We start from the raw sequence: 23,933 nt of genomic DNA, 5'->3' as shown, positions 1-23,933 counted from the left end.
AGTTCAAAATCTTATTTACTTACGATAATTTTACCAGTATAAGACTTGCTGTTGTCAGCAGTGATTGTTACGATGTAAATACCGTTTCCTAATCCTGGCAACTTAAGGATGTTAGTAGGCTCAGGGTTAGCAGCATTTAAAGCTGGAATTTTTCCTGAATATACTGGACGACCTACCATGTCATATAAAGTAACTACTGCATTAGTCCAATCATCTAAGATTTGAATGTTAACTCCGTCAACATCTGGCTTAGTCACTGGGTTAGGGAAGATAGCAACTCCATTAAATTCTGGATCTAAAGTGTATGTATATTTAGTAAAGTCAGTGTAGCAAGTTAATGGGAAACCATCGATAGCATACAAATACTTTCTTCTAACACTGTAATCTCCGTTTGTTTTCACTTTCGTGATGTAGCTTTTTGAAGGAAGTGCTGTCGTTCCGAATTTCCACTCATAATCACTAGCAGTACCACCTGTAACGGTAGCTGGGAAGTTTAATGCTTTTAAAGTATAAACTCCTTCTTTCACAATTCTAGCATCAGAAGCAACTGGATTTTGTTGAACACTTACTTTAATCTTATTAGAAGCAGGAGAGATACATCCGTAGATATCTGTTGCTCTAGTGTAGTAAGTATCAGAAGTTTTAACACCTTCAAATACTTTCAAAGTAGAAAGAGATGTATTCGCATTTCCATACCAATTAACAATACTATTTGAAGTAGATGCTGTTAAAGTTACTGCATTGAATGCACTGTAGTCATCATCTTTTCTAGCGCAGAATGTAGTTGCGCCACCAGCTGTAATAGTTGGTGCAGCAGGAAGAGCTAACACTTTTACTTCAACTGCAGCAGAAGATTCTGAATAACATCCATTTGCGTTGATGGTTTTTACTGTGTAGAAACCAACTTTATTGTAATCAATTAAGCTTGTTGTTAATGCATTACTCCATTCCCATTTAGTAGCTTCACCATTAGGTAAAGAAGAAGCTTGAAGTTGACCTGCAATTGGAGTTCCTTCGCAGAAACCAACAGTAGAAGCTGTTACTAATGAACCATTCGCTGGTTTTAAGGCAGTGATTGTTGGAGTAACTGGCTTGTCGTAGTTCTTGATAGTAACTTCATCAGAAGCAGGAGATGGGCAGTTGTAGTTAGATACATAGTCCACTTTTACTTTTGCATTCTGTTTGAAAATAATGCTAGATAAGTTACCCAACGCAGCTGTTTCAACTCCGTCTACATACCAACGGAATTTAGATGGTTTCGTTGGAGTTCCATTAGCAGCCCACAAATAACCTTTGTTTTGTACCAAAGAAGTAGAATCAACTTTCAAAGTAGTTGAGCCTTCGATGCAATAACCTAAATTTCCAGTGATAGGACCAGGCTTAGGTAATTCTATATAAGTAATACGAACTTGGTTGGATTCCTTAGAACCACATACTCCAGCACGATCAGTAATTTTTACATAGTATAAAACCGATTTTCTCTCAGCAATGGCAGTTAATACACCCGTTGATTGACCCGTTGCATTGAAACGATCCGCACCAAAATTGTCAGAAGGCTTGTATTCATCTTTACCGAACCATTGAAATTCGAAATATTGATTGTACTGACTGAAATTCAATGTATTGTTTCTTTCTGGATTCGTATAAATACCCAAATCTACCAATGTTCCTTGGCAAATTTCTTTAGTATCATTATCTGGTAAAACACTTTTTACGCTATTCACAAATACCGTTGGAACGGCGTAGCCTTTTCTTACATCGTAGCCAGCTGCTCTAGAATATTCTTTTTTAGGGATATTAGTGCTTGATGTTAAAGCTGCAGTATTATCAGAGTAGTTAATAATGCAACTAACACTATATCTTCCAGTGATATAATCTGTTCCGGAGATTTTGATGGCATCCCAATTGGCAATTTCAACTGTTTTGTTACCAACTGGTAAATACCAAAGTGTTCCATCAGGGCAACCAGTAGCTTTTAGAGAAATGGAACCAGAGTTAGGGTCATTGATGTCACCACAAACAATACTTCCATCCAACATAGAAACAGCTGGAGCATAATTAGCATCTGCTACTACAATAGTAACTTTAGAAGACATTGTCCCAGGTGCAATTGTACTACCGCCAGGAGTCGTAACACATTTCAATTCATATACATACGGAGGAATGTTTCCACCAGGTTTACTATCTAAAGTTAAAGCTAAAGCAGTCACATTATTATCAGCAACTCCATTACCTGCATAAGCAACATCCCAATCTGCTGTCATTGGGTAATATGTAATACCACCCCCATTAGGCTCATTTTTATAAAATCCCCAATCGAAATAAGCACCAGCAGGACATCCTGAGGCAACTAATGCTTTTGCCTCACCATTTTTCACTAACGTAGTTTGGTTACCAAGTTTTCCATTGATAAGTTGAGCCGAGGCGGAATATGCCATCAAAAATACTAGAATGGCGGATAAATTGAATTTGAAGAATTTGTTCATCATGTTAAGAACGAGTTTGAGTAGATTAATTAAACAATAAAGCTACCTATTGAATTAGGCACTAAATTAATTAAAAATATCTTAAGTAGGGCAAGAAATTTATTAAATGGCATATAAAAGAGCAATTAAATTTGAAAAGCAGAATATTCTATCCGCTTTCTGTTCGCATAGCTTAAATATTGCGTATTTTTGAAATTGAATTTATCATTTCCGACCCTAAAAACGACAAAATTGTCAAGAACGTATATTGAATGGAAGAATTAAAACCAAAATCCCTTAATTTTTTAGAAGAAATCGTTCAGGCCGATTTAGCAGCTGGAAAATACCCTCAAGGAATTTTCACTCGATTCCCTCCTGAACCTAATGGATACCTACATATCGGCCATGCCAAGTCTATTTGCCTAAACTTTGGTTTAGCTCAAGAATTTGGAGGAAAGACGAATTTGCGTTTTGATGATACGAATCCCATTACTGAGGAAACTGAATATGTTGAATCCATCAAGAAGGATGTGGCATGGTTAGGTTTTAGTTGGGCAAATGAATTATACACCTCCGATTATTTTGAGACTTTATTTCAATATGCAGTTCAGTTAATTGAAAAATCTCTGGCCTATGTGGATGATTCATCTGCAGAGGAAATAGCCTCTCAAAAAGGTACACCTACTGCTCCTGGTGTTCCAAGTCCTTATCGTAACCGGTCTGTAGCAGAAAATTTAGATTTGTTTCAACGGATGCGCGCAGGTGAGTTTCCTGATGGGGCTAAAGTTTTGAGGGCCAAAATAGATATGTCGCATCCCAATATGCACATGCGCGACCCGTTTATGTACCGCATTCGTCATGTGGAACATCATAGAACTGGAAATGCTTGGTGCATTTACCCCATGTATGATTTCGCCCATGGGCAATCTGATTCCATGGAAGGTATCACTCACTCCATTTGTACGTTGGAGTTTGATGTACACCGCCCCCTATATGACTGGTTCATAGAAAAATTAGAGATTTTCCCTACCCATCAATATGAATTTGCTCGGTTAAATTTGTCGCACACTGTAATGAGTAAGCGTAAACTCCTGCAATTGGTGAATGAGAAAATTGTCCATGGTTGGGATGATCCACGAATGCCAACCATCTCGGCTTTACGAAGAAGGGGTTTTACACCTGCATCCATTCAGAATTTCTGTGAAAGAATCGGTGTTGCCAAACGTGATAACCTCATTGACATTAGTTTGTTGGAATTCTGTATTCGAGAAGACTTAAACAAATCGGCCAATCGCTATATGGCGGTATTAGATCCAGTGAAATTAGTCATTACTAATTATCCAGAAGGTCAAACGGAAGACTTGTTAATTGAAAATAATCCTGAAGATGAAAGTACAGGTAAAAGAGCTGTACCATTCACACGTGAATTATATATTGAAAGGGAAGATTTTATGGTGGATCCACCTAAAAAATTCTTTAGACTAGGTCCTGGTTTATCTGTTCGTTTAAAGGGTGCTTATATCATCCAATGCGAGAGTTTTGAATTGAATGAAGATGGTACTGTCAAAGAAATTCATGCTAGCTACATTCCAGAAAGCAAATCGGGACAAGATACTTCTGGGATCCACGTGAAAGGAACTATTCATTGGGTTTCTATTCCTCATGCTGAGGTAGCCGAGGTACGTCTATTTGATCGATTATTGATAGTAGAAGATGCTTCTGAATTAGGAGATGATTTTATGAAATTCATCAATCCAGAGTCTTTGCAAGTGCTTGATAAAGTTTATGTAGAGCCAGCTTTGAAGGAAGCGCAAGTTGAAAAAGCGGTTCAATTTATGCGTAAAGGATACTTTTGTCTGGATAAAGATACCCAAGATGGCCATTTAGTATTTAACCGTACAGTAACCCTTAAGGATACCTGGGCCAAACAACAAAAATAGAGTTGAAGCAAAAATAGTTTAGTCGAAGCATTGTTTCGACTAAACTATTTTATTTTTTGGCAAAAAGAGATTCAACAAATGTGCTGCGGTTGAATACTTGTAAATCAGATATTTTCTCTCCGACTCCAATATATTTTACAGGAATTTTGAATTGGTCTGAAATACCTATCACGACCCCACCTTTTGCTGTACCATCTAATTTGGTTATGGCTAAGGCAGTAACTTCAGTCGCCTTTGTGAATTCTTGTGCCTGAATAAAGGCATTTTGTCCTGTAGAACCATCTAATACCAAAAGAACTTCGTGAGGAGCATCCGGGATGAACTTTTGAACAACACGTTTGATTTTGGTTAATTCAGTCATCAAATTTACTTTGGTATGTAATCTACCTGCTGTATCAATGATGACGATATCGGCATTCATTTCCACTCCTTGCTTGACTGCATCATAGGCAACCGAAGCTGGGTCGGTATTCATTCCATGATCAATCACAGGAATCCCCACTCGTTCTCCCCATAATTTTAATTGATCCACGGCTGCTGCGCGAAATGTATCAGCTGCACCAAGAACCACCTTTAACCCATTTTGGTGAAATTGAGAAGCCAATTTTCCAATGGTCGTTGTTTTACCCACACCATTGACACCTACCACCATGATAACATAGGGCTTTTGCTTAGGTTCTGCAAAGGCATGTTGTAAGTCTGCCGACTGGTTTTCTTCTAATAAAGCGGCAATTTCTTCTCGTAAAACTTGATCAAGTTCTTCAGTAGACACAAATTTGTCACGTTCAACGCGACGTTCAATTCGGTCAATGATTTTTAAAGTAGTAGGGACTCCGACATCTGAACTCAATAGAATTTCTTCTAATTCATCCAACACATCTTCATCCACTTTAGATTTGCCTAGAACGGCTCTTCCCATTTTGGAAAGAAATCCCTCTTTGGTTTTTTCTAGTCCTTTCTCCAAGGCCTCCAGCTCCTCCTGTTCTTGTGGTGCTGGTTTCTTTTTAAAAAAATCGAATAGTCCCATGGCTTTGAATGAAAATAAAAACGAATGTAACAAAAATAAAAAAAGTCCCTCACGAAGGGACTTTAATATCTAAGCGAAAAAAAGGTGCCCCGCTTGAAAAATTAGTTTTTCAATGCAGCATTTACCTCATCTTGAAGAATGATTTCTTCTTTGAAGGTATAAGCTCCTGTGGTTGGATTTTTAACCGCCTTAATGATTTTAGCGTATTTTACGCCTCCTTCTTTCTTTAACGTTGCAACTACTTTCTTAGCCATATTTCTTAAGTATTAAAACTATTTGATCTCCTTATGAAGTGTAACTTTCTTCAATACCGGATTGTATTTTTTCAATTCGATACGAGCAGTCGTGTTTTTACGATTCTTAGTCGTGATGTAACGCGACATTCCTGGTAAACCAGATTCTTTGTGCTCAGTGCATTCTAGAATTACTTGAATGCGATTTCCTTTCTTTGCCATAGTATTAAAATCTTTTTTCGCCTCATTTGAAACGGACTGCAAAGGTAGAAGAAATATTTTTTTTAGCAAAGTCTTTAAATAAAATATGTCGTAAAATTTTTAACATAATAGCCATTCACCCTTAAATCCATCTGTGAGGCTTTTATTTACTGTCCTTTTTTCTCATTTTTGTTTTATGAAGCCCCTTCAATATCAATATCAAGCTGAGAATTTCGCCTTATCTGACCCCAATCGGTATTCGCTTGAAAATTTGAAATCGGAGGAAATGATCATTTCTTTGGGGCCTCAACATCCATCTACACATGGGGTTCTTCGTTTGGAATTGATTTCTGATGGAGAATTAGTCGTAGATGTGGTTCCTCATTTGGGTTATTTGCACCGTTGTTTTGAAAAACATGCAGAAGCATTGCCTTACAATCAAATCATACCTTATGTTGATCGTTTGGACTATATGGCTTCCATGAATTCGGAACATGCCTATGTGATGGCGGTAGAAAAAATGTTGGATTTGGAAGGTAAATTACCTCCAAGAATTGAATACATCCGTGTCTTGGTGGCAGAATTGAATCGTATAGCTTCTCATTTCGTTGCGGTAGGTACTTATGGGTTGGATATAGGAGCCTACACTCCATTTTTGTGGTTGATGCGGGATAGAGAACATATTCAACGTCTATTGGAATGGTTATCTGGAGCACGCATGTTGTATAATTATGTGTGGATCGGTGGTTTATTTTATGATTTACCAGTGGGTTTCGAAGAGCGTGTGAAAGAGTTAATACCTGTTTTAAAAGCTACCATTCTAGAGGTTAAAAATTTAGTTGAGGAGAATAGTATTTTTATCAAACGAACAGCCAATGTTGGTATATTACCTTTATCAACAGCGATCAATTATGGTTGTACTGGGCCAGTATTGCGCGGTTCGGGATTACCATTTGACCTGCGTCGGGTAGATGCTTATTCGGTGTATCCAGAATTGGAATTTGATATTCCTGTCGGTGAAGGGGCTATGGGTCAGGTAGGAGATTGTTGGGATCGAAATCATGTTCGAATTAGAGAATGTGAAGAATCTATTCGGATTGTAGAACAATGTTTGGAGAAATTAGTTGGGGACTGTAAAAGAACCAAAGACTTCCAGCCTCAGGCCATGGTTCCAAAGAAAATTAGACCAGCAGCTATGGATGTGTATGTCCGAGCTGAAAATCCCAAAGGTGAATTGGGCTTTTTTATTCGAGCAGATGGCAAGTCTGATATTCCAAGTCGAATGAAAGTAAGAGCTTGTTCATTTCACCATTTATCGGTACTGCCCACCTTAGCAAAGGGTACATATTTGGCTGATTTGGTGGCAATTATTGGATCATTGGATTTAGTCATGGGGGAAGTTGATCGATAAATTATGACAAAAGAATTTTTACAAGTCTTAGAAATTGAAATAGCACGCATGGAGCAGGGGAAGCAACCTGTGGAATTGTATGAGCCTATTCAATATCTCATGGCTTTAGGTGGAAAGCGTATTCGTCCTGTGATGTGTTTGATGGCATATTCATTATTTCGGGATGATTGGAAATCGCAAGTAAAACCAGCCTTATCCATCGAAGTATTTCATAATTTCACTTTGATGCATGATGATATCATGGACAAAGCACCATTGAGAAGAGGAAAGCAAACGGTTCATGAAAAATGGAATGACAATATAGCGATCCTTTCAGGTGATGTGATGCTGGTGGAAGCATATCAGTTTTTGAACCAAATTGAAGGGTTAAGCCTGGTTCAATTTCAACATCTGTTGGAACGATTTAGTAGGACGGCAGCTGAAGTATGTGAAGGACAGCAATGGGATATGAATTTTGAGGAACGAAACGATGTTCAACTTGCTGAGTATATTGAAATGATCCGATTAAAGACTTCCGTTTTAGTAGGGTTTTCCATGGAAATGGGAGGTTTATTGGCTCAGGTGGAGTTAGATATTGCGAATCAAATGTATCAAATTGGAGAGTTTGTGGGTCTTGGGTTTCAATTGAAAGATGATTTATTGGATGTATATGGTGATCCAGAGAAATTTGGAAAGCAAGTGGGTGGGGATATTTTGGCCAATAAAAAAACCTACTTATTGATACGTTCTTTGGAATTAGCCCAAGGAGAAATGCAGCAAAAATTAAGTTATTGGCTTAATCAAAAACAGTTTAATGCTACAGAAAAAGTTAAAGCTGTTACTGAGATATATACTCAGTTGGGTCTGAGAGAAGAAGTAGAAATGCAAATTCAATCGTATTTTGATCGAGCTTTTGCTGGTATGGAAGCATTGAATTTGCCACAAGAAAAGAAAAATACCTTGTTGAGATTTATGGCGGGGTTGGTTGATCGGGAAGTTTAGTGTAGTTTTGTGGCAATTATATAGCTTCATCACGAAGCTTTTTGTTTTATGGGGGATTCAATTAGTTTTATCATCATTATCATTACCGTCTTGGTGTCTTTATTGTGTTGGCAAAAGCCGACACTTATGGATAAGATGACGATGAATCCATATAAAATAAACCGTAGGAATGAATATTGGCGGTTTATTTCTTCGGGATTTATACATGCTGATTTTACACATTTGTTTTTCAATTTGTTTTCCTTCTTTTTCTTTGGCTTACAGCTAGAAAACATCTTTACGGTTTTGTTTCCTGAAATTGGGCAATTATTGTTTGCCATTTTTTATGTTACTGCCATCGTTGCAGCAGATTTACCTACCTTTTTTAAGCAAAGAAAAAATCCTTATTTTAATTCATTAGGGGCATCTGGGGCTGTTTCAGCTGTAATTTTTGCTGGGATACTATTTTTCCCTACGGAGAAAATCTACTTATTTGGAATTCTTGGAATTCCTGGTTTTATCTATGCTGGGTTGTTTACTTGGTATTCCATCGCCATGGATCGTCGAGGCAGAGATTATGTGAATCACTCAGCCCATTTATATGGCGGATTATATGGATTAGTTTTTGTGACTTTGTTGTATCCAAAGGTCTGGTTGACATTTGTTGAACAAGTAAAAGCTATGCTTTGGTAGTAGCACAAAAACATATTGCCATTTTAGGTTCCACAGGTTCCATCGGGACTCAAACCTTGGAAGTAATTTCATTGCATCCTCAGCAGTTTAAAGTAGCAGTGCTGACAGCGCAGTCGAATGCTGTTTTATTGATTCAACAAGCCTTAGAGTTTTTACCCTTTCACGTGGTTATTGGTGATGAAAGTCAATATTCTCATGTTAAACAGGCATTGGCGCATTTACCCATAGAAGTACATGCAGGAGCCAAAAGTTTGGAATATGTGGTATGTTTGGACGAGGTAGATGTAGTGTTGACAGCACTGGTAGGTTACGCAGGTTTATTGCCTACAGTTCGTGCTATTGAAGCAAAAAAGCCAATTGCATTAGCTAATAAGGAAACGTTAGTGGTGGCAGGAGCATTGATTATGCCTCTAGCTGCCAAGATGGGCGTACCTATTTTACCTGTTGATTCAGAACATTCGGCCATATTTCAATGCTTGATGGGAGAATCTCACAATCCCATTGAAAAAGTAATTTTAACAGCTTCAGGTGGACCATTTCGGTCTTGGAAAAGGGAGCAATTAGCTAAAGTAACTAGGGAGCAGGCTTTAAAGCACCCGAATTGGACGATGGGAGCCAAGATAACCATAGATTCAGCCAGTTTGATGAATAAAGGTTTGGAGGTCATAGAAGCTGCTTGGTTATTTCAAGTAAAAGCAAGCCAGATTGATGTAGTTGTTCACCCACAGTCCATCGTACATTCATTAGTTCAGTTTCAAGATGGATCGATTAAGGCACAACTGGGTTTACCCGATATGAAATTACCGATTCAATTTGCCTTAGCTTACCCTAATCGATTGGAAGTAGATTTTCCTCGATTCAATTTTGCCGCTTATCCTAATTTGACATTTGAAGAACCAGATATGGCTACTTTTAGGAATTTAGGATTAGCATTTGAGGCTTTGGACAAAGGAGGTAATATGCCTTGTATATTGAATGCAGCCAATGAAATAGCCGTGGCGGCATTTTTAGCAGATAAAATCGGCTTCTTAGAAATGTCTGATTTAATTTCCGAAACCATGGAACGTGGAACTTTTTTGGAGAATCCGACATTAGAAGACTACGTTCAAAGTGATCAATTAAGTAGAGAATTAGCTACCCAATGGGTGGTAAACAATAGTAAATAGCAATTAAAGCAAGATTATGGAAGGTTTGATTATGGCAGGGCAATTGATTTTAGGATTGTCCATTTTAGTAACATTGCACGAGTTTGGTCATTTCATTACAGCGAAATGGTTTAAAATGCGTGTCGAAAAATTTTATCTATTTTTTGATTTTCTTTTCCCGATTCCCTCCTTATTAAACTTTGCTTTATTCAAGAAGAAAATTGGAGATACCGAATATGGGTTAGGTTGGTTTCCATTAGGTGGATACGTATCTATAGCGGGAATGATCGATGAAACGCAGGATGCAGCCACTTTAGCCAAAGATCCTGAGCCTTGGGAATTTAGAGCTAAACCCGCTTGGCAACGCTTGATCGTGATGTTGGGGGGAGTTATTGTGAATGTCATTACAGGTGTTGTTATTTTCATTTCATTGACCTATTCCAATGGCAATAATTATATTTCCAAAGAGGAATTAAATAAAAATGGAATTGTTGCTCTGGATTTAGGAAAACATATAGGACTAAAAACGGGTGATAAAATTATCAAGGTGAATGGTGCCGACTACAAGCAATTATCTGATTTGCGTTCGTCGGATGTGTTATTAGGAGATAATTCGTATTACACTGTTTTACGTGATGGGAAAGAAGTAAATATTCAAATTCCAGCCAATTTTATTGGTCAATTGAGTGATAAAAAGTCGGCTTTTATTGAGCCCATGACAAAGTTTAAGGTCTTGGATGTGACGGCACCTAATCCTCCAAGTTTATTGGATAAATGGTTAGGTAAAGGATCTGATGAGATGTTACCTGCTTTATCTGCAGGTTTAAAAGCAGGAGATTACATTACGGCTGTCAATCAAACTCCAATTAATTTTTACCACGAGATTCGTGAAGTATTAAGTAAAGAAGCAGGTAAACCTATTCGTTTAGCCATTCTTCGTAATGGAAAAGCTGATACGTTGGATATGGTGGTAGCTAAATCAGGACAAATTGGTTTTCAAGCGGATATTTTAATGAAAATGTCGCATGAAGATTACAGTTTTGGGCAATCTGTTGGAATTGGTTCTAAGCGCGCATTTTCAGTTATTACAGATAATGTTCGTGGATTCAAGAAAATTGCAACAGGAGATGTCTCTGCCTCAAAAGCATTAAGTGGCCCTATTGGGATAGCACAAATGTTTGGTGGTGTTTGGGATTGGACAAGATTCTGGATGTTAACAGGTTTGTTATCCATGGCCTTAGCCTTCTTTAATGTGTTACCAATTCCGGCCTTAGATGGGGGACATGCTATTTTCTTGATTTATGAAATAATTACAGGAAAACCAGCGTCAGATAAGGTGATGGAACGTGCTCAGCAAATCGGTATGATTTTGTTGTTAGGATTAATGGCTTATACTTTTGGTAACGATATTTTTAAGTCTTTCTTTTAAACATTGAGAAAACAGCTTTTTTTCATTCTACTTTTCTTATTCTTATCTGTTGAAAGTATAGGAAGGAAGGAGCGGCATCCATTTCATACCAGTGTGACTGAATGTGTGTATAATGAAAAGGAAAAGTCGTGGGAAATAGCTATTCGCTTATTTCAAGATGATTTAGAGCAGGGGCTCAGTAGTTTTCACGGTAAAAAAGTGAGTATTGAAAAAGCTTCAAACCTTGATGAGTTGTTAGAACCCTATATTCGCAAGCATTTTGGATTTCAGGTAAATAAGCAATTAATAACGCCTTATCGTTGGATTGGCTGGGAGCCAAATCCAGATGTAATTTGGGTATATGTAGAAATACCATCAGAACAGGATTTAGCGGGAGTATTTGTTATGAATGATCTTTTGGTGGAACAATTCCCTGACCAAACAAATTTGCTACATTGCGCTCGAGGAGAAAAAAAGAAATCGTTTTTATTTCAAAAAAATCAAGTTCTCCATCAGATAGTTTGGTAAATTTTCTGCCATCTTGTCTTGTGGCATGAAATTTGTTTAAGCTCCGTACGTCTTTCAAGATTGGAGGGTAAGATTAAATAAATGTGTGTATGAATAATCCAAATGACCTTTTTAAGCATTTGAGCCTATCGGACATTTCCGATTTCGAAAATATTGAGTTGATTCCAATTGGAGCAGAAGGCTTGGAAAACAATGACAAAATGAGCGTTTTGTCAGATGAACTACCCATTCTGCCAATTCGTAATATCGTTTTATTTCCTGGTATGGTGATTCCCATTACGGTAAGTCGCCAGAAATCCGTTCGATTAGTCAAAAAAGCTTACAAAGGAGATCGAACCATCGGGGTATTAGTACAAGCTAATAATTCGAAAGAAGAGCCTCAACCAGATGATTTATATAAAGTGGGAACCGTGGCACACATCGTTAAGATGTTTGTGTTGCCAGGAGGAAACACGACCATTATTGTTCAAGGACGGAAGCGTTTTGAGGTAAGGGAGTTCATTAAAACGGATCCGAACTTAATTGCGAAAGTGAATTATTTGGAGGATAATTTCCCCAAGAAGTTAAATAAAGAAAACAAGGCGCTGGTATCCACTTTAAAAGAATCAGCGCTTAAAATATTGAATTTGAATCCTGAGATTCCACGAGAGGCTCAGATTGCATTGGATAATATTGATTCGTCTGCTTTTTTAGTGCATTTTCTTTCCTCCAACATTAATGCTGAATTAAAGGATAAACAAGAATTATTGGAGACCTTGGATGGGATAGAGCAAGCTACTCATCTATTGGAATACATGATGAAGGAAATTCAGCATTTGGAGTTAAAGCGTGAGATACAAAGTAAAGCAAGCAGTGATATTGATCAGCAACAGCGAGACTATTACATTCGCCAGCAAATCAAAGTATTGCAAGAGGAGTTAGGGGTAGAGAGTCCAGAGCAAGAATTAGACGGACTTAGAGCTAAAGGGGCTAAGAAAAAATGGTCGAAAGAAGTCAATGATTTTTTCTTGAAAGAATTATCTAAGCTTCAAAGGACCAATGCTATGTCGGGTGAATATCCGATGTTGATGAATTTTGTGGAACTGTTGGTTGATTTACCTTGGTCAGAGTACACCAAAGATCATTTTGATTTGGTTAAGGCTAAAAAAATACTGGATGCGGATCACTTTGGATTGGAAAAAGTCAAAGAGAGAATCATTGAATACTTGGCAGTACTGAAAATGAAGGGAGATATGAAAGCTCCTATTTTATGCTTATATGGCCCTCCTGGAGTAGGAAAGACTTCGTTGGGAAAAAGCGTTGCCAAGGCTTTAGGTAGAAAGTATGTTCGAATGGCCTTAGGTGGTTTACGTGACGAGGCGGAAATTCGGGGTCATAGAAAAACCTACATAGGCGCCATGCCTGGAAAGGTCATTCAAAATATAAAGAAGTCTGGGTCTTCCAATCCAGTTTTCATTTTAGATGAAATAGATAAAGTAGGTTCTGACCATCGTGGAGACCCATCATCTGCATTATTGGAAGTATTGGATCCAGAACAAAATAATAGTTTTATGGATAATTACTTGGAGGTAGAATTTGATTTATCTCGAGTAATGTTCATTGCTACTGCCAATAACCTTGATACGATTCACCCAGCCTTGCGTGATCGTATGGAGATCATTGAAGTAAGTGGTTATACCATGGAGGAAAAGGTGCAAATTGCTAAAAAGCATTTGTTGCCGAAGCAAAAGAAAGAGCATGGTCTAGATAAGGCTGATTTTAGCATGACAGATGCTGCAATCCAGAAAGTAGTAGAGGGCTACACCCGTGAATCAGGAGTTAGAAAATTAGAGCAAGAATTGGGGAAAGTAGTACGTAAAATCACCAAATCCATCGCCATTGGAGAAGAATATCCTCATAAACTACAGGCAACGGATGTCGTTCGATTGTTGGGCCAAGAAAATTTTGAAAACGATTCTTATGAAAGTAATGAGTATGCAGGGGTAGTGACAGGTTTAGCTTGGACACCGGTTGGAGGAGATATTTTATTCATTGAAACATTATTGAATCGTGGTAAAGGTCAATTGACTTTATCGGGTCAATTGGGAGATGTGATGAAAGAATCAGCCATGGCTGCATTGAGTTTTTTGAAAGCACATGCCGATTTATTGGATATCGATTATCGAATTTTTGACCAGTATAATTTGCATATACACGTACCAGCTGGTGCAGTTCCTAAAGACGGACCTTCGGCGGGAATAACGATGTTAACTGCCATAGCTTCGGCTTTAACACAAAGGAGAGTGAAGCTAAATTTGGCTATGACAGGTGAAATAACTTTACGTGGGAAAGTACTTCCTGTGGGTGGAATTAAAGAAAAGATATTAGCTGCTAAGCGTGCTGGCATTAAGGAAATTATCTTGTGCCATAAGAATAAAAAGGATATTGAAGAGATTGAACCGAGGTATATTACGGATCTGAATTTCTATTATGTAGAGAATGCCATGGAGGTATTGACTTTGGCCTTATTACATGAGAAAGTAAAAAACCCGGTGAATTTTGTACTTCAGGATGAGGCTAAGCCTAATTCGTCTGTGGCAGTATAGGTGATTTCACCGATATCCAACGCATATTGAATGATGCGAATGGCTTCATCTTTGGAAAGAGGGCGGAGGCAATCGACTAGCGTTTGTAAGCTTAATGAACCATGTTGGAGGTAATGTAAGATTAGTTTACGGTCACTTTCATGACTTTCAGGATAGGCCTTCCCAGTGGAGGCCTTTTTTTGTGCAATACAAGTATCACAGATTCCACAATTTTTATCCAAACTTTCTCCAAAATAGGCAACGAGCAAACGGGTTCGACATATTTTTTTATCTCGAACATAATGTTCGACGGCCTTAATTTTAGTCTGGCTTCGGTCTTTCTTTTGGTGATATGAAGTCCAGTCAATAGGTAATTGAGATGCGGAGGCTCTCGGGCTGAGTAGTGTTAATTTGGGTAATCCATTTTGCTTGTCGTAATCCAAAATTTCAAATTTTTCAAGCAAAGCTAAGCTACGTTCTACTTCTGCAATTGGAGCTTTGAATTGTTGTGCAATAGCCCCTTCTGAAATTGGGACAAATTGCTGGTAGAGATTTCCTCCAAACATGCGTAAAAGACATTTGATAAATGATTCAAAACGTTCATTGCGAATTTGGAAATCGTATAATTCTGTGGCTGAAACATTGAATTTAATTTTGGAGGGATTTTGGTAGGCATCATTCAACAAAATTAAGCCTTCATTTTCCAGTGTTTTTAGGGCAAAAAATGTTTCTGATGAAGGGAGGTTGAATCGATTGGCCATTTCAGACCATTCAAAATCATAGTGCATGAGTTCTCCACTTCCTTCAGGGATCTGTAAATAATTACTAATGGCCTGGTAGACTTTCTTTAGTTCATCGGCATCTGGGTAAGATTTTGACCACTGGGCTTGAAGATCTAATATGTCTTTTTCCTCTACTAAAATGGCGGCATAAGCTTTCTTTTCATCCCGACCAGCCCGACCAGCCTCCTGATAATAGGCTTCTAATGAATCGGGCAAATCTAAGTGGACAACCAAGCGAACATCAGCTTTATCGATCCCCATTCCAAAGGCATTGGTGGCTACAATGGTCTGAATTTTACCTTCAATCCATTCTTTTTGCCGGGAACTTCTTTCTTTTGGGTCTAGGCCAGCATGGTAAAAGGTAGATGAAATTCCATTTTGTTGAATTAGGTCACTGACTTGCTGGGTCTTTTTTCTATTTCGAACATAAATAATGGAAGATCCAGGAACGCGTTGAAGCATTTGGATCAGTTTTTTTTCTTTATTTTCTTCCCAGAGAACAGAATAAGAAAGGTTAGCCCGACTGAAGCTCTTCTGGAAGATCTGAGGTTTTTTGAACTCCAGCTTTTGGAGGATATCAGCTTTAACTTCGGGATTTGCACTAGCAGTTAAGGCCATGCAAGGAGTATTTGGAAATAAGTTTTTGAAAGTTAGAATTTCCAAATAGGATGGGCGAAAATCATATCCCCATTGAGATATACAATGTGCTTCATCTACTGCGATGAGCGAAATATTCATTTGCTTAGCTCTTTCCAGAAATAATTCGGTTTTTAGTCTTTCTGGGGAAACATATAAAAACTTGATATTCCCATATATACAATTATCAAGTAGTATATCGATTTGTCTAGGATGCATGCCAGAATAGAGGGCTTCTGCTGCAATATTTCGTTGTTTTAACTGGTTTACTTGATCTTGCATTAATGCAATCAAAGGAGAAATAACGATGCATATGCCATCCATGGCCATGGCAGGAACTTGAAAGCAAATGGATTTACCTCCACCAGTGGGCAATAAAGCCAATGTGTCTTTTTTGTCCAATATGGAGTGGATGATCTCTTCTTGAAGTGGACGAAAAGAGTCGTAATTCCAATATTTTTTAAGAATGGCGTGGATATCCTGCATAGCTAATTCAAAGCTACCAAAAAATTAAGCAAGGAGTTCATGCGTAAAGTGGAGAAAATTTGAGAAATGAATAGAATTAATAAGCTCTTGATGGTGAAATTTTATACGATTCCAATTAAATTTAGAAATAAATATGTACGTATGTTGACAGAAAAGGACAAAATACAATTAAGCAAAAGAGGTATTAGTGAGCATGAAGTAAATCAACAAGTTGATTATTTTAAGCAAGGGTTTCCTTGGATGCATTTAGATCGTGCTGCCAGTATTGGTAACGGAATTATTCATTTGTCAAATGAAGATGTCGATCGTTATGTTAAACGATTTGAAGATGCTAAAAAGACTTTATCCATTTTGAAAATGGTACCGGCTTCAGGTGCAGCAACACGTATGTTTAAATCACTTTTCGAGCATTTAGCTGAATTGAAACCTAATAAGGAATCTTCGGTATTTTTTGATCGACTAAGTGAATTTGCTTTTGCACCAGAATTAAAGAAATTGTTGCCAGAGTGGTCAACGGAGCAAGAGATATTGGAAAATTTGTTGTTGAATAAGGGTTTAGACTATGGGTCATTGCCAAAAGGTTTATTGTCATTTCATTATTATGAAGATGGAGTAAGAACTCCGTTAGAAGAACACTTGGTGGAAGCGGTTGAGTATGCTTCGGATGGGAAAGATGCATATTTGCATTTTACGGTTTCTCCAGAGCATCGTTCAAGATTTGATGCCTTAGTAAATCAAGTTCTACCCAAATTGGAGAAAAAGTATCAAGTGAAATTTCATATTAGTTTTTCGGAACAAAAACCTAGCACCGATACGGTTGCGGTAGATAAGGATAATAATTTATTTCGTGAGGCGGATGGGTCAATGTTATTTCGACCAGCTGGACATGGGGCTTTATTAGAGAATTTAAATGATTTGGATGCAGATTTGATCTTTATTAAGAACATAGATAACGTGGTTCCAGATAAATTAAAAGATAGCACCATAGTATATAAGAAGGCTTTAGGAGGATTATTGGTGGAGATATTGGATAAGATTAAAGCGTATGCTCGTGTTTTGAAAGGAGAAATTAGTGCTGCAACGCTGGAGGAAATGCAAGAATTTTCTGGTAAATATTTAGGCATTCAGCCAGGAAAAGCTTGGGTTGAGCATTCACAAGAGGAGAAGATTGCCTTGTTCAAGAAGATTTTTAATCGCCCTACCCGTATTTGTGGAGTGGTGAAAAATACAGGAGAACCAGGAGGAGGACCATTTTGGTGCAAAGATCAAGAGGGGAATAGCACTTTGCAATTGGTTGAATCCGCACAAGTGGATATGTCTAATGAATTGCAAAAAGCGATTTTTACGGACTCTACTCACTTTAACCCAGTGGATTTGGTTTGTGCCACTAAAGATGTTGAAGGCAAATCGTTTGATTTGCTTCAATACCGCGACATGAGCACAGGATTTATCACGGAGAAAACAAAGGATGGAAAGAAGTTAAAAGCGCAAGAATTACCTGGATTATGGAATGGGGCTATGGCCAATTGGAATACCATATTTGTGGAGGTCCCATTGGACACATTTAATCCAGTAAAAACGGTGAATGATTTATTAAGGCCAGCACATCAAAATTAGGCAGCGTTTTGTTCCTGATTAAAAAGGCTTTAATTTTGCGGCCTTTGAAAGCGATCGATATTAAAGAAAGTATATAAATGCTTGATTACAAAAACCTTGCTTGGCGTCCAGGCAAGGTTTTTTTTGTCCAAAAACTTGGTCAAAATAATCAAGTTTTTCATCAGATTTTGAGTAGGAAAGGCTAATTTTGTGCTCTAGTTGGAAGTTACTTAGTTAATTAGAGTCAACCAGATTTGTCAACTCAGATTTGTCAACTTTCAAAAAGTTGACAAATCTAAGCGAGTTAGATTAGACCATTAGATTATACCAATTGAATTAGGCCAATTTAAGAGAATCGCATTGGGCAGTAAGGCATTTGGGACCAATCTTTTTATGCTTACTAAGTGTAATCCAATTAAGTAGAAGTTCAAAGATTTAGACACAGAATTAATATACTATGGCATTAGAACAAACTTGGCGTTGGTTCGGACCGAATGATCCAGTAAGCTTGTCGGATGTCCGACAAGCAGGTGCAACAGGCATCGTGAATGCATTGCATCAAATCCCCAATGGAGTAGTTTGGGATTTGGAAGATATTTTAGAAAGGAAGCAAATCATAGAAGCGGCAGGGCTAACATGGTCGGTTATTGAAAGCATTCCAGTACATGAGGCTATCAAAACTCGTTCGGGCGACTTTAAAAAATACATTGAAAATTATAAGCAGTCGATTCGCAATTTATCCAAAGCGGGTTTGGATACGGTTTGTTATAATTTCATGCCTATTTTGGATTGGACAAGAACTGATTTAGATTTTGAATTGCCTGATGGTTCAAGGGCTTTGCGATTTGATGCGGCTGAATTTGCAGCCTTCGAATTGTTTTTATTGAAAAGACCCGGTGCTGAAAACCATTATAGTTCAGATCAAATCCAAAGAGCCAAAACTTGGTTTGAACAGTCCAGCACTTCTCAAAGAGAGAAGTTGATTCGTAATGTTATAGCTGGATTGCCGGGAAGTGAAGAAAGTTTCACTTTAGTTTCATTTCAGGAGGCCTTAGATACTTATGCGCATGTAGGTGAGGCAGAGTTAAGGGAGCATTTGTATGAATTTATTCGAGAAATTACACCAGTAGCTGAAGAAGCAGGAGTAAATCTATCCATACATCCTGATGATCCTCCTTATCCTATTTTGGGTTTACCAAGGGTTGTAAGCACAGAATCTGATGCTAAACAATTATTGGCGGCTTATGAAAGTCCCAACAACGGCTTATGCTTCTGCACAGGCAGCTATGGAGTACGAGGAGATAATGATTTGGTCGGGATGGTGGAGCGATTGGGAGATCGTATTAATTTTATCCATTTGCGAGCAACTCGTCGCGATGAGTATGGCAACTTCTATGAAGCGGATCATTTAGATGGTGATGTGGATATGTTTGGGGTGATGAAAGCCTTGGTGCTGGAGCAAAAAAGTCGAATTGAACAAGGGCGAAAAGATGTTAGAATGCCATTTAGACCAGATCACGGACATAAAATGTTAGATGATTTACAAATAGGAAAAAAGACCAATCCAGGCTATACTGCTATTGGTCGATTAAGAGGATTAGCAGAACTGAGAGGACTAGAATTGGGAATCGAAGGATTTTTGAAATAAAATTCCAAAATGATGTTTTGAATTCTATTTCTAATTGCTAACTTTGCACCCCCGTTACTATGGCATTACTCTATCCAAATGAGTTTAAGCTATTTAAGGGGATAAAAAAGATTTAAAATTTAAACGGTAATTATTTAAAATGCCAACTATTCAGCAATTAGTGCGCAAGGGCCGTGAGCAAATGACTTGGAAATCTAAGTCACCTGCTTTGGATTCCTGTCCACAAAGAAGAGGAGTTTGTACACGTGTGTACACAACTACTCCAAAGAAACCAAACTCAGCTATGCGTAAGGTAGCTCGTGTTCGTTTAACCAACCAGAAAGAGGTGAATGCCTACATTCCAGGTGAGGGTCACAATTTGCAAGAGCACTCGATCGTATTGATCCGTGGTGGTCGTGTGAAAGACTTACCAGGTGTACGTTATCACATCATTCGTGGAGCATTGGACACAGCCGGTGTATCTGGTCGTTTACAATCTCGTTCTAAGTATGGTGCTAAGCGTCCTAAACCAGGTCAAGCAGCAGCTCCAGCTAAGAAGAAGTAACATTTTTTAACACAAAGATCCAGTATGCCTCGGTGAAGGCAGAAGGTTGGGTCGACATTAAACATTAACACCATGAGAAAGGCGAAACCAAAAAAGCGCTATTTATTGCCAGACCCTAAATTTAGGGATGTATTAGTAACTAAGTTTGTAAACAACTTGATGTATGACGGTAAAAAATCAGTGGCATTCACTATTTTTTACGATGCTTTAGATAAAGTAGAAGAGCGTACTAAGGAGAATGGATTAGAAACTTGGAAAAAAGCATTAAACAATGTAATGCCATCTGTAGAAGTAAAGAGCCGCCGTGTAGGTGGAGCTAACTTCCAGGTTCCAACGGAAGTGCGAGCTGAACGTAAAGTTGCGTTAGGAATGAAGTGGTTGATTGGTTATGCAAGAAAAAGAGGTGACAAAACAATGATGGATCGCTTAGCGAATGAAATCATTGCTGCATCAAAAGGAGAGGGAGCTGCTGTGAAGAAGAAGGATGATACACACCGTATGGCGGAAGCGAACAAAGCGTTCTCACACTTCCGTTTTTAATAAATGATTTTTTGGAAGGGCCAACCGAAAGGTTGGCCTTTTTTATTTGAGCTGATTTTTATCACAATTGGAGAATTTGGCAAATCTTGATAAAATGTTTAGCTTTGGTCAGTTCCAATTTAATACCCATTGACAAATGATTTCTAAGAAGGCAAAGTATGCTTTGAAGGCGTTGAAAGTGTTAGCTCAGGCTTATGAAAAAGGCCCTTTGTTGATCTCTCACATTGCAGAATCAGAGAACATTCCTAAAAAGTTTTTAGAAGCCATTCTATTGGAGTTAAGGAATCATGGTATTCTTCAAAGTCAAAAAGGCAAAGGGGGAGGTTATTACCTTCGTATACCTCCGAGTCAAGTGACTTTTGCCAAAATTATTCGAATAGTGGATGGGCCGATTGCGCCTGCACTTTGTGTTTCCTTGCATTTTTATGGCAAGTGTGACGACTGTGCCAATGAAGAAACTTGTAAGTTGCGCTCTGTATTAGCCAAATGGCGTGATGCCAATTTATCTGTTTTGGAAAAAACGACTTTGGAAGAGCTAATCTAGGCTATTCGTACAAGTGATCTAAATTCTTTTCTTTTACCTCTTCTGGATCTAGTTCTAGGAATTCTTCCCAGAAAGGATTGTTAGGCACTGCAGCTTTGCAAATAATGGGAGTCTTCTTGATTGGATGAACAAAATATAATCGGCGTGCATGTAAATTGATACTAGCATCGGGATTCGGGCGATCATACCCGTATTTGATGTCTCCTCGGATGGGACATCCCAAAGTGGCCAATTGTACGCGAATTTGATGTGGTCTTCCAGTGATAGGTTCTACCTCAATCAAATAATGTAAATTAATCTTTCCTAGTAACTTGTAATTTAATTCGGCTTTCAGAGCTTTATCTTCAGGGTAATCGTAGGCTGTAGTGGTATTTTTGGCTTCATTTTTTACTAGCCAATGCGTTAGCTTACCTTTAGTAGGATCGGGTTTTCTACGGGTAACAGCCCAATATGTTTTTTGGATTTCCCTTTTACGGAATAGCTCCATCATTCGTTCCAAAGCTTTGGAAGTACGGGCAAATACAACTAAACCACTCACAGGGCGGTCTAAACGGTGTACAGGATGCAAGAATACAGCACCTGGTTTTTGGTATTTTTCCTTGATGTAATCTTTCAATACATCCGTCAATGTACGGTCGCCAGTACTATCTCCTTGGACAAGTATTCCTGCCCTTTTATTAACAATTAGCAGGTGATTGTCCTCGTATATGATGTGGTAGTCTTTCATTTTAATCCTTCTACAAGGCCTGAATTGGCTCAGTCTTGCGATGACAAAGGTAGGACAATTAATTTGTAAAATTTTTCAGAGGTAGATTAGAAACGCGTATTCATAAGTAAATTGTACCAATTTCATGCCATAAGTTGTTTTTTAAAAATCATTTTTTTTGTTTTCAAACTGCTGGTTTAATCCGATTCAATATTTCCTTTTTTTAAGAATAAACTCATGATACCTAAGTTGATAATGGCAAACAGAATGAATTCTATTTGCCATTTTTCAATTTTATTCACTCCAAAATATATTTGTAAAATAATGGTGCTTATAAAATAGAGGCTTGAAATATAACTACTAGGGTATTTAAACTGAAAGTTTTTGTTAATCCTTATGATAATTATTGCTAGAATTAAATAATTAACTATAAAGACAAGAAGCTTTATCCAATAAGATGTGTTAACTAAAAGATTACAACTAACATCATAAAGATGTTTGCCTAGAAAAAAGAGGGTAAGATTGAAAGTGGCTAGCCAAGGGATTTTAGGTATGTTCATATTACTTTAACTTGAGTTTTTTATTTGTATAGAAAATGTAGACTAAATGGTGATTAAATAAGGCGAAATTATTTTATTATCTTTTTATTTTTTTGCATTTGATATAATTATCATCTGCTTCTTGTTCGCAAGAATAATAATTCATTATTGATTGAATTGTAATTGTAATACTAGCTCCAATTGTGAAAAATGGAATTGATGGTGCCGCACCAGCAGCAGCTTGTTGTTGTAAATATGCAATGTAGTAGTCAATCCCATATGTAACTCCTTGAGTAATTAAACTATTTATCGCTCCTCCAAAAAAGTTGGAAGAACATTGTGCTAATTGACTTTCGCGAGTAGCAAGACAATCTGTTGTGCCAACTAAAACTTGTCGTTTGACTAAAATCTCATTAATTAGTTTTTCTTTAAATTCCGAGCTGTTAAGGTTATAAGTTAAAGTTTTATTTTTTCTTGTAACAAATTGGAACTGATTTATAGCTTTATTAAGTTCTGACAGTTCAATGTTCGACTTATTTAAAAATAATAGTACGTCGCCGTTAAATTGATTTATTATTAAATTTTCATTTTCAATAATAAAGGTTTTATTTTTATCTGTTATACTCTTCAAAACTGATTGTAAATTAGATAATTCAAGTTTTGCCAATTTCAAATCATTTTCATAATCCCTGTTATCTGTCATTAATACATCTGAATTTTCAAATCTAGAGCAAGATATGCACACACAAAATAATATGGTTACACTTATTAGTTTGGAACAATACCGTAGTTTCATTTTTAAAGTTTTTTAATTTCCTTACCTACTCTTTTCTGGTTTTTCGGGATACACCAAGGTTGGCCAACTTGATGTAAAGCTCTTGGTTTTTTAAAAGTCCATTGTAGGGAATGATGTCCTACGGTTCCCCTATTTTTCTCCTATTTTTTGAAATATTTCTGTTTTTAGAAAGAGCAATTATTCACTAATAGGATCAAGCCTTAAAATTTCGAATGAATCTTCTGAATTCTTTTTTCCCATGGCTACCGATTTTTCGAGCGATGTTTTCTCGGTGTTTTTTGATGGTGAATTTGGAGATGTGAAGTTTTTCGGCAATCTCTTGGGAGGTATTTCCTTGTTGGATTAGAAAAATAATCTCGAGTTCACGGAGAGTAAAATCTCCATTTTGGACTTGGTGAATCATGTGAAGTTATTATTAGGGTTAGGTTATTGTTGGAGCAATAATACGGTAAATTATGAAATAACGAAAGCAGACTAAATTTTTTCAAAAATTTTCTCTTTGATATTCAGCGAATTAGTAATAAATCTCAATTTTTTTTGT

Annotated in this window: 21 protein-coding genes; 13 read left to right on the top strand and 8 right to left on the bottom strand. The window is 37.5% G+C overall.

What is annotated here, in order from left to right; genetic code table 11:
- Positions 1 to 11 precede the first annotated feature (11 nt).
- A complete protein-coding gene (locus HME7025_RS11560; RefSeq protein ID WP_109324174.1) occupies positions 12 to 2,489 on the bottom strand; it encodes a T9SS type A sorting domain-containing protein in 2,478 nt (825 codons plus the stop codon).
- Between the two features lie 248 nt (positions 2,490 to 2,737).
- Between HME7025_RS11560 and HME7025_RS11555 the strand changes: the two genes are divergently transcribed.
- Positions 2,738 to 4,405: a glutamine--tRNA ligase/YqeY domain fusion protein gene (locus HME7025_RS11555; protein WP_109324172.1), complete on the top strand. Its 1,668-nt coding sequence runs from the start codon at positions 2,738 to 2,740 to the stop codon at positions 4,403 to 4,405.
- A 49-nt stretch (positions 4,406 to 4,454) separates the two neighbouring features.
- Here HME7025_RS11555 and ftsY read toward each other — a convergent pair whose 3' ends face one another.
- From ftsY to rpmG, 3 genes are all read right to left on the bottom strand, one after another.
- Complete coding sequence (gene ftsY / locus HME7025_RS11550; RefSeq protein WP_109324169.1) at positions 4,455 to 5,432, bottom strand: signal recognition particle-docking protein FtsY; 978 nt, start codon at positions 5,430 to 5,432, stop codon at positions 4,455 to 4,457.
- A gap of 101 nt (positions 5,433 to 5,533) precedes the next feature.
- Entirely contained in the window at positions 5,534 to 5,686 is a 153-nt protein-coding gene (locus tag HME7025_RS11545; RefSeq protein WP_109324168.1) for a DUF4295 domain-containing protein, read from the bottom strand.
- 18 nt (positions 5,687 to 5,704) lie between these two features.
- Complete coding sequence (gene rpmG / locus HME7025_RS11540; protein WP_109325429.1) at positions 5,705 to 5,887, bottom strand: 50S ribosomal protein L33; 183 nt, start codon at positions 5,885 to 5,887, stop codon at positions 5,705 to 5,707.
- Positions 5,888 to 6,062: 175 nt separating this feature from the next.
- Here rpmG and HME7025_RS11535 point away from each other — a divergent pair, with 175 nt between their 5' ends.
- The 7 genes from HME7025_RS11535 to lon all read left to right on the top strand — a co-directional run bounded on the left by HME7025_RS11535 (position 6,063) and on the right by lon (position 14,596).
- Complete coding sequence (locus HME7025_RS11535; RefSeq protein ID WP_109324167.1) at positions 6,063 to 7,277, top strand: NADH-quinone oxidoreductase subunit D; 1,215 nt, start codon at positions 6,063 to 6,065, stop codon at positions 7,275 to 7,277.
- 3 nt (positions 7,278 to 7,280) lie between these two features.
- Positions 7,281 to 8,258, top strand: a complete 978-nt coding sequence (locus HME7025_RS11530; RefSeq protein ID WP_109324166.1) for a polyprenyl synthetase family protein — start codon at positions 7,281 to 7,283, stop codon at positions 8,256 to 8,258.
- A gap of 48 nt (positions 8,259 to 8,306) precedes the next feature.
- On the top strand, positions 8,307 to 8,930 hold the full coding sequence (locus HME7025_RS11525) for a rhomboid family intramembrane serine protease (protein WP_109324163.1): 624 nt from the start codon (positions 8,307 to 8,309) through the stop codon (positions 8,928 to 8,930).
- Entirely contained in the window at positions 8,924 to 10,096 is a 1,173-nt protein-coding gene (locus HME7025_RS11520; protein WP_109324158.1) for a 1-deoxy-D-xylulose-5-phosphate reductoisomerase, read from the top strand. Before HME7025_RS11525 ends, HME7025_RS11520 begins: the two co-directional genes overlap by 7 nt.
- Before the next feature lie 16 nt (positions 10,097 to 10,112).
- Positions 10,113 to 11,504 (top strand): RIP metalloprotease RseP, encoded by a 1,392-nt coding sequence (gene rseP, locus HME7025_RS11515; protein WP_109324157.1) that lies wholly within the window; start codon positions 10,113 to 10,115, stop codon positions 11,502 to 11,504.
- 3 nt (positions 11,505 to 11,507) lie between these two features.
- Positions 11,508 to 12,011, top strand: coding sequence for a DUF6702 family protein (locus tag HME7025_RS11510; RefSeq protein ID WP_130923916.1), 504 nt, complete (start codon positions 11,508 to 11,510; stop codon positions 12,009 to 12,011).
- An 89-nt stretch (positions 12,012 to 12,100) separates the two neighbouring features.
- Positions 12,101 to 14,596 (top strand): endopeptidase La, encoded by a 2,496-nt coding sequence (lon, locus tag HME7025_RS11505; protein WP_109324144.1) that lies wholly within the window; start codon positions 12,101 to 12,103, stop codon positions 14,594 to 14,596.
- Here lon and HME7025_RS11500 read toward each other — a convergent pair.
- On the bottom strand, positions 14,557 to 16,479 hold the full coding sequence (locus HME7025_RS11500) for a RecQ family ATP-dependent DNA helicase (protein WP_109324132.1): 1,923 nt from the start codon (positions 16,477 to 16,479) through the stop codon (positions 14,557 to 14,559). The two genes, lon and HME7025_RS11500, sit on opposite strands and share 40 nt — an antisense overlap.
- Positions 16,480 to 16,545: 66 nt before the next feature.
- On the opposite strand from HME7025_RS11500, the gene HME7025_RS11495 reads away from it, so the two are divergent.
- The 5 genes from HME7025_RS11495 (at position 16,546) to HME7025_RS11475 (ending at position 21,351) form a co-directional block, all read left to right on the top strand.
- Entirely contained in the window at positions 16,546 to 18,096 is a 1,551-nt protein-coding gene (locus tag HME7025_RS11495; RefSeq protein WP_317046217.1) for a DUF4301 family protein, read from the top strand.
- A gap of 436 nt (positions 18,097 to 18,532) precedes the next feature.
- Positions 18,533 to 19,723 carry a mannonate dehydratase gene (uxuA, locus tag HME7025_RS11490; protein ID WP_109324131.1) on the top strand — a complete coding sequence of 397 codons (1,191 nt, stop codon included), beginning with the start codon at positions 18,533 to 18,535 and terminating at the stop codon, positions 19,721 to 19,723.
- A gap of 139 nt (positions 19,724 to 19,862) precedes the next feature.
- Positions 19,863 to 20,267 carry a 30S ribosomal protein S12 gene (gene rpsL, locus HME7025_RS11485; protein WP_109324130.1) on the top strand — a complete coding sequence of 135 codons (405 nt, stop codon included), beginning with the start codon at positions 19,863 to 19,865 and terminating at the stop codon, positions 20,265 to 20,267.
- A 72-nt stretch (positions 20,268 to 20,339) separates the two neighbouring features.
- Positions 20,340 to 20,807 carry a 30S ribosomal protein S7 gene (rpsG, locus tag HME7025_RS11480; protein ID WP_109324129.1) on the top strand — a complete coding sequence of 156 codons (468 nt, stop codon included), beginning with the start codon at positions 20,340 to 20,342 and terminating at the stop codon, positions 20,805 to 20,807.
- 136 nt (positions 20,808 to 20,943) lie between these two features.
- A complete protein-coding gene (locus HME7025_RS11475) occupies positions 20,944 to 21,351 on the top strand; it encodes an RrF2 family transcriptional regulator (protein WP_109324128.1) in 408 nt (135 codons plus the stop codon).
- A 1-nt stretch (position 21,352) separates the two neighbouring features.
- On the opposite strand, the gene HME7025_RS11470 is transcribed toward HME7025_RS11475, so the two are convergent.
- The 3 genes from HME7025_RS11470 to HME7025_RS11455 form a co-directional block, all read right to left on the bottom strand.
- Complete coding sequence (locus HME7025_RS11470) at positions 21,353 to 22,084, bottom strand: RluA family pseudouridine synthase (protein ID WP_109324127.1); 732 nt, start codon at positions 22,082 to 22,084, stop codon at positions 21,353 to 21,355.
- Positions 22,085 to 22,693: 609 nt separating this feature from the next.
- Positions 22,694 to 23,299 (bottom strand): hypothetical protein, encoded by a 606-nt coding sequence (locus tag HME7025_RS11460; RefSeq protein ID WP_109324125.1) that lies wholly within the window; start codon positions 23,297 to 23,299, stop codon positions 22,694 to 22,696.
- 286 nt (positions 23,300 to 23,585) lie between these two features.
- Positions 23,586 to 23,795, bottom strand: a complete 210-nt coding sequence (locus HME7025_RS11455; RefSeq protein WP_109324124.1) for a response regulator transcription factor — start codon at positions 23,793 to 23,795, stop codon at positions 23,586 to 23,588.
- Positions 23,796 to 23,933: the final 138 nt, after the last annotated feature.

Source organism: Aquirufa nivalisilvae, assembly GCF_003143535.1.
Taxonomy (GTDB): Bacteria; Bacteroidota; Bacteroidia; order Cytophagales; family Spirosomataceae; genus Aquirufa; species Aquirufa nivalisilvae.
The sequence above is the reverse complement of the archived record's forward strand: the minus strand, read 5'-3'. Positions and strand labels throughout refer to the sequence as shown.

What these genes read in the sequence shown, in the direction of transcription:
- HME7025_RS11500 (WP_109324132.1), bottom strand. Translation starts at nt 16,479, where the DNA reads ATGCAGGATATCCACGCCATTCTTAAAAAATATTGGAATTACGACTCT.
- HME7025_RS11455 (WP_109324124.1), bottom strand. Translation starts at nt 23,795, where the DNA reads ATGATTCACCAAGTCCAAAATGGAGATTTTACTCTCCGTGAACTCGAG.
- HME7025_RS11555 (WP_109324172.1), top strand. Translation starts at nt 2,738, where the DNA reads ATGGAAGAATTAAAACCAAAATCCCTTAATTTTTTAGAAGAAATCGTT.
- rpmG (WP_109325429.1), bottom strand. Translation starts at nt 5,887, where the DNA reads ATGGCAAAGAAAGGAAATCGCATTCAAGTAATTCTAGAATGCACTGAG.
- rseP (WP_109324157.1), top strand. Translation starts at nt 10,113, where the DNA reads ATGGAAGGTTTGATTATGGCAGGGCAATTGATTTTAGGATTGTCCATT.
- rpsG (WP_109324129.1), top strand. Translation starts at nt 20,340, where the DNA reads ATGAGAAAGGCGAAACCAAAAAAGCGCTATTTATTGCCAGACCCTAAA.
- HME7025_RS11545 (WP_109324168.1), bottom strand. Translation starts at nt 5,686, where the DNA reads ATGGCTAAGAAAGTAGTTGCAACGTTAAAGAAAGAAGGAGGCGTAAAA.
- HME7025_RS11495 (WP_317046217.1), top strand. Translation starts at nt 16,546, where the DNA reads ATGAATAGAATTAATAAGCTCTTGATGGTGAAATTTTATACGATTCCA.
- HME7025_RS11530 (WP_109324166.1), top strand. Translation starts at nt 7,281, where the DNA reads ATGACAAAAGAATTTTTACAAGTCTTAGAAATTGAAATAGCACGCATG.
- lon (WP_109324144.1), top strand. Translation starts at nt 12,101, where the DNA reads ATGAATAATCCAAATGACCTTTTTAAGCATTTGAGCCTATCGGACATT.
- HME7025_RS11560 (WP_109324174.1), bottom strand. Translation starts at nt 2,489, where the DNA reads ATGATGAACAAATTCTTCAAATTCAATTTATCCGCCATTCTAGTATTT.
- HME7025_RS11475 (WP_109324128.1), top strand. Translation starts at nt 20,944, where the DNA reads ATGATTTCTAAGAAGGCAAAGTATGCTTTGAAGGCGTTGAAAGTGTTA.
- HME7025_RS11535 (WP_109324167.1), top strand. Translation starts at nt 6,063, where the DNA reads ATGAAGCCCCTTCAATATCAATATCAAGCTGAGAATTTCGCCTTATCT.
- rpsL (WP_109324130.1), top strand. Translation starts at nt 19,863, where the DNA reads ATGCCAACTATTCAGCAATTAGTGCGCAAGGGCCGTGAGCAAATGACT.
- ftsY (WP_109324169.1), bottom strand. Translation starts at nt 5,432, where the DNA reads ATGGGACTATTCGATTTTTTTAAAAAGAAACCAGCACCACAAGAACAG.
- HME7025_RS11460 (WP_109324125.1), bottom strand. Translation starts at nt 23,299, where the DNA reads ATGACAGATAACAGGGATTATGAAAATGATTTGAAATTGGCAAAACTT.
- HME7025_RS11525 (WP_109324163.1), top strand. Translation starts at nt 8,307, where the DNA reads ATGGGGGATTCAATTAGTTTTATCATCATTATCATTACCGTCTTGGTG.
- uxuA (WP_109324131.1), top strand. Translation starts at nt 18,533, where the DNA reads ATGGCATTAGAACAAACTTGGCGTTGGTTCGGACCGAATGATCCAGTA.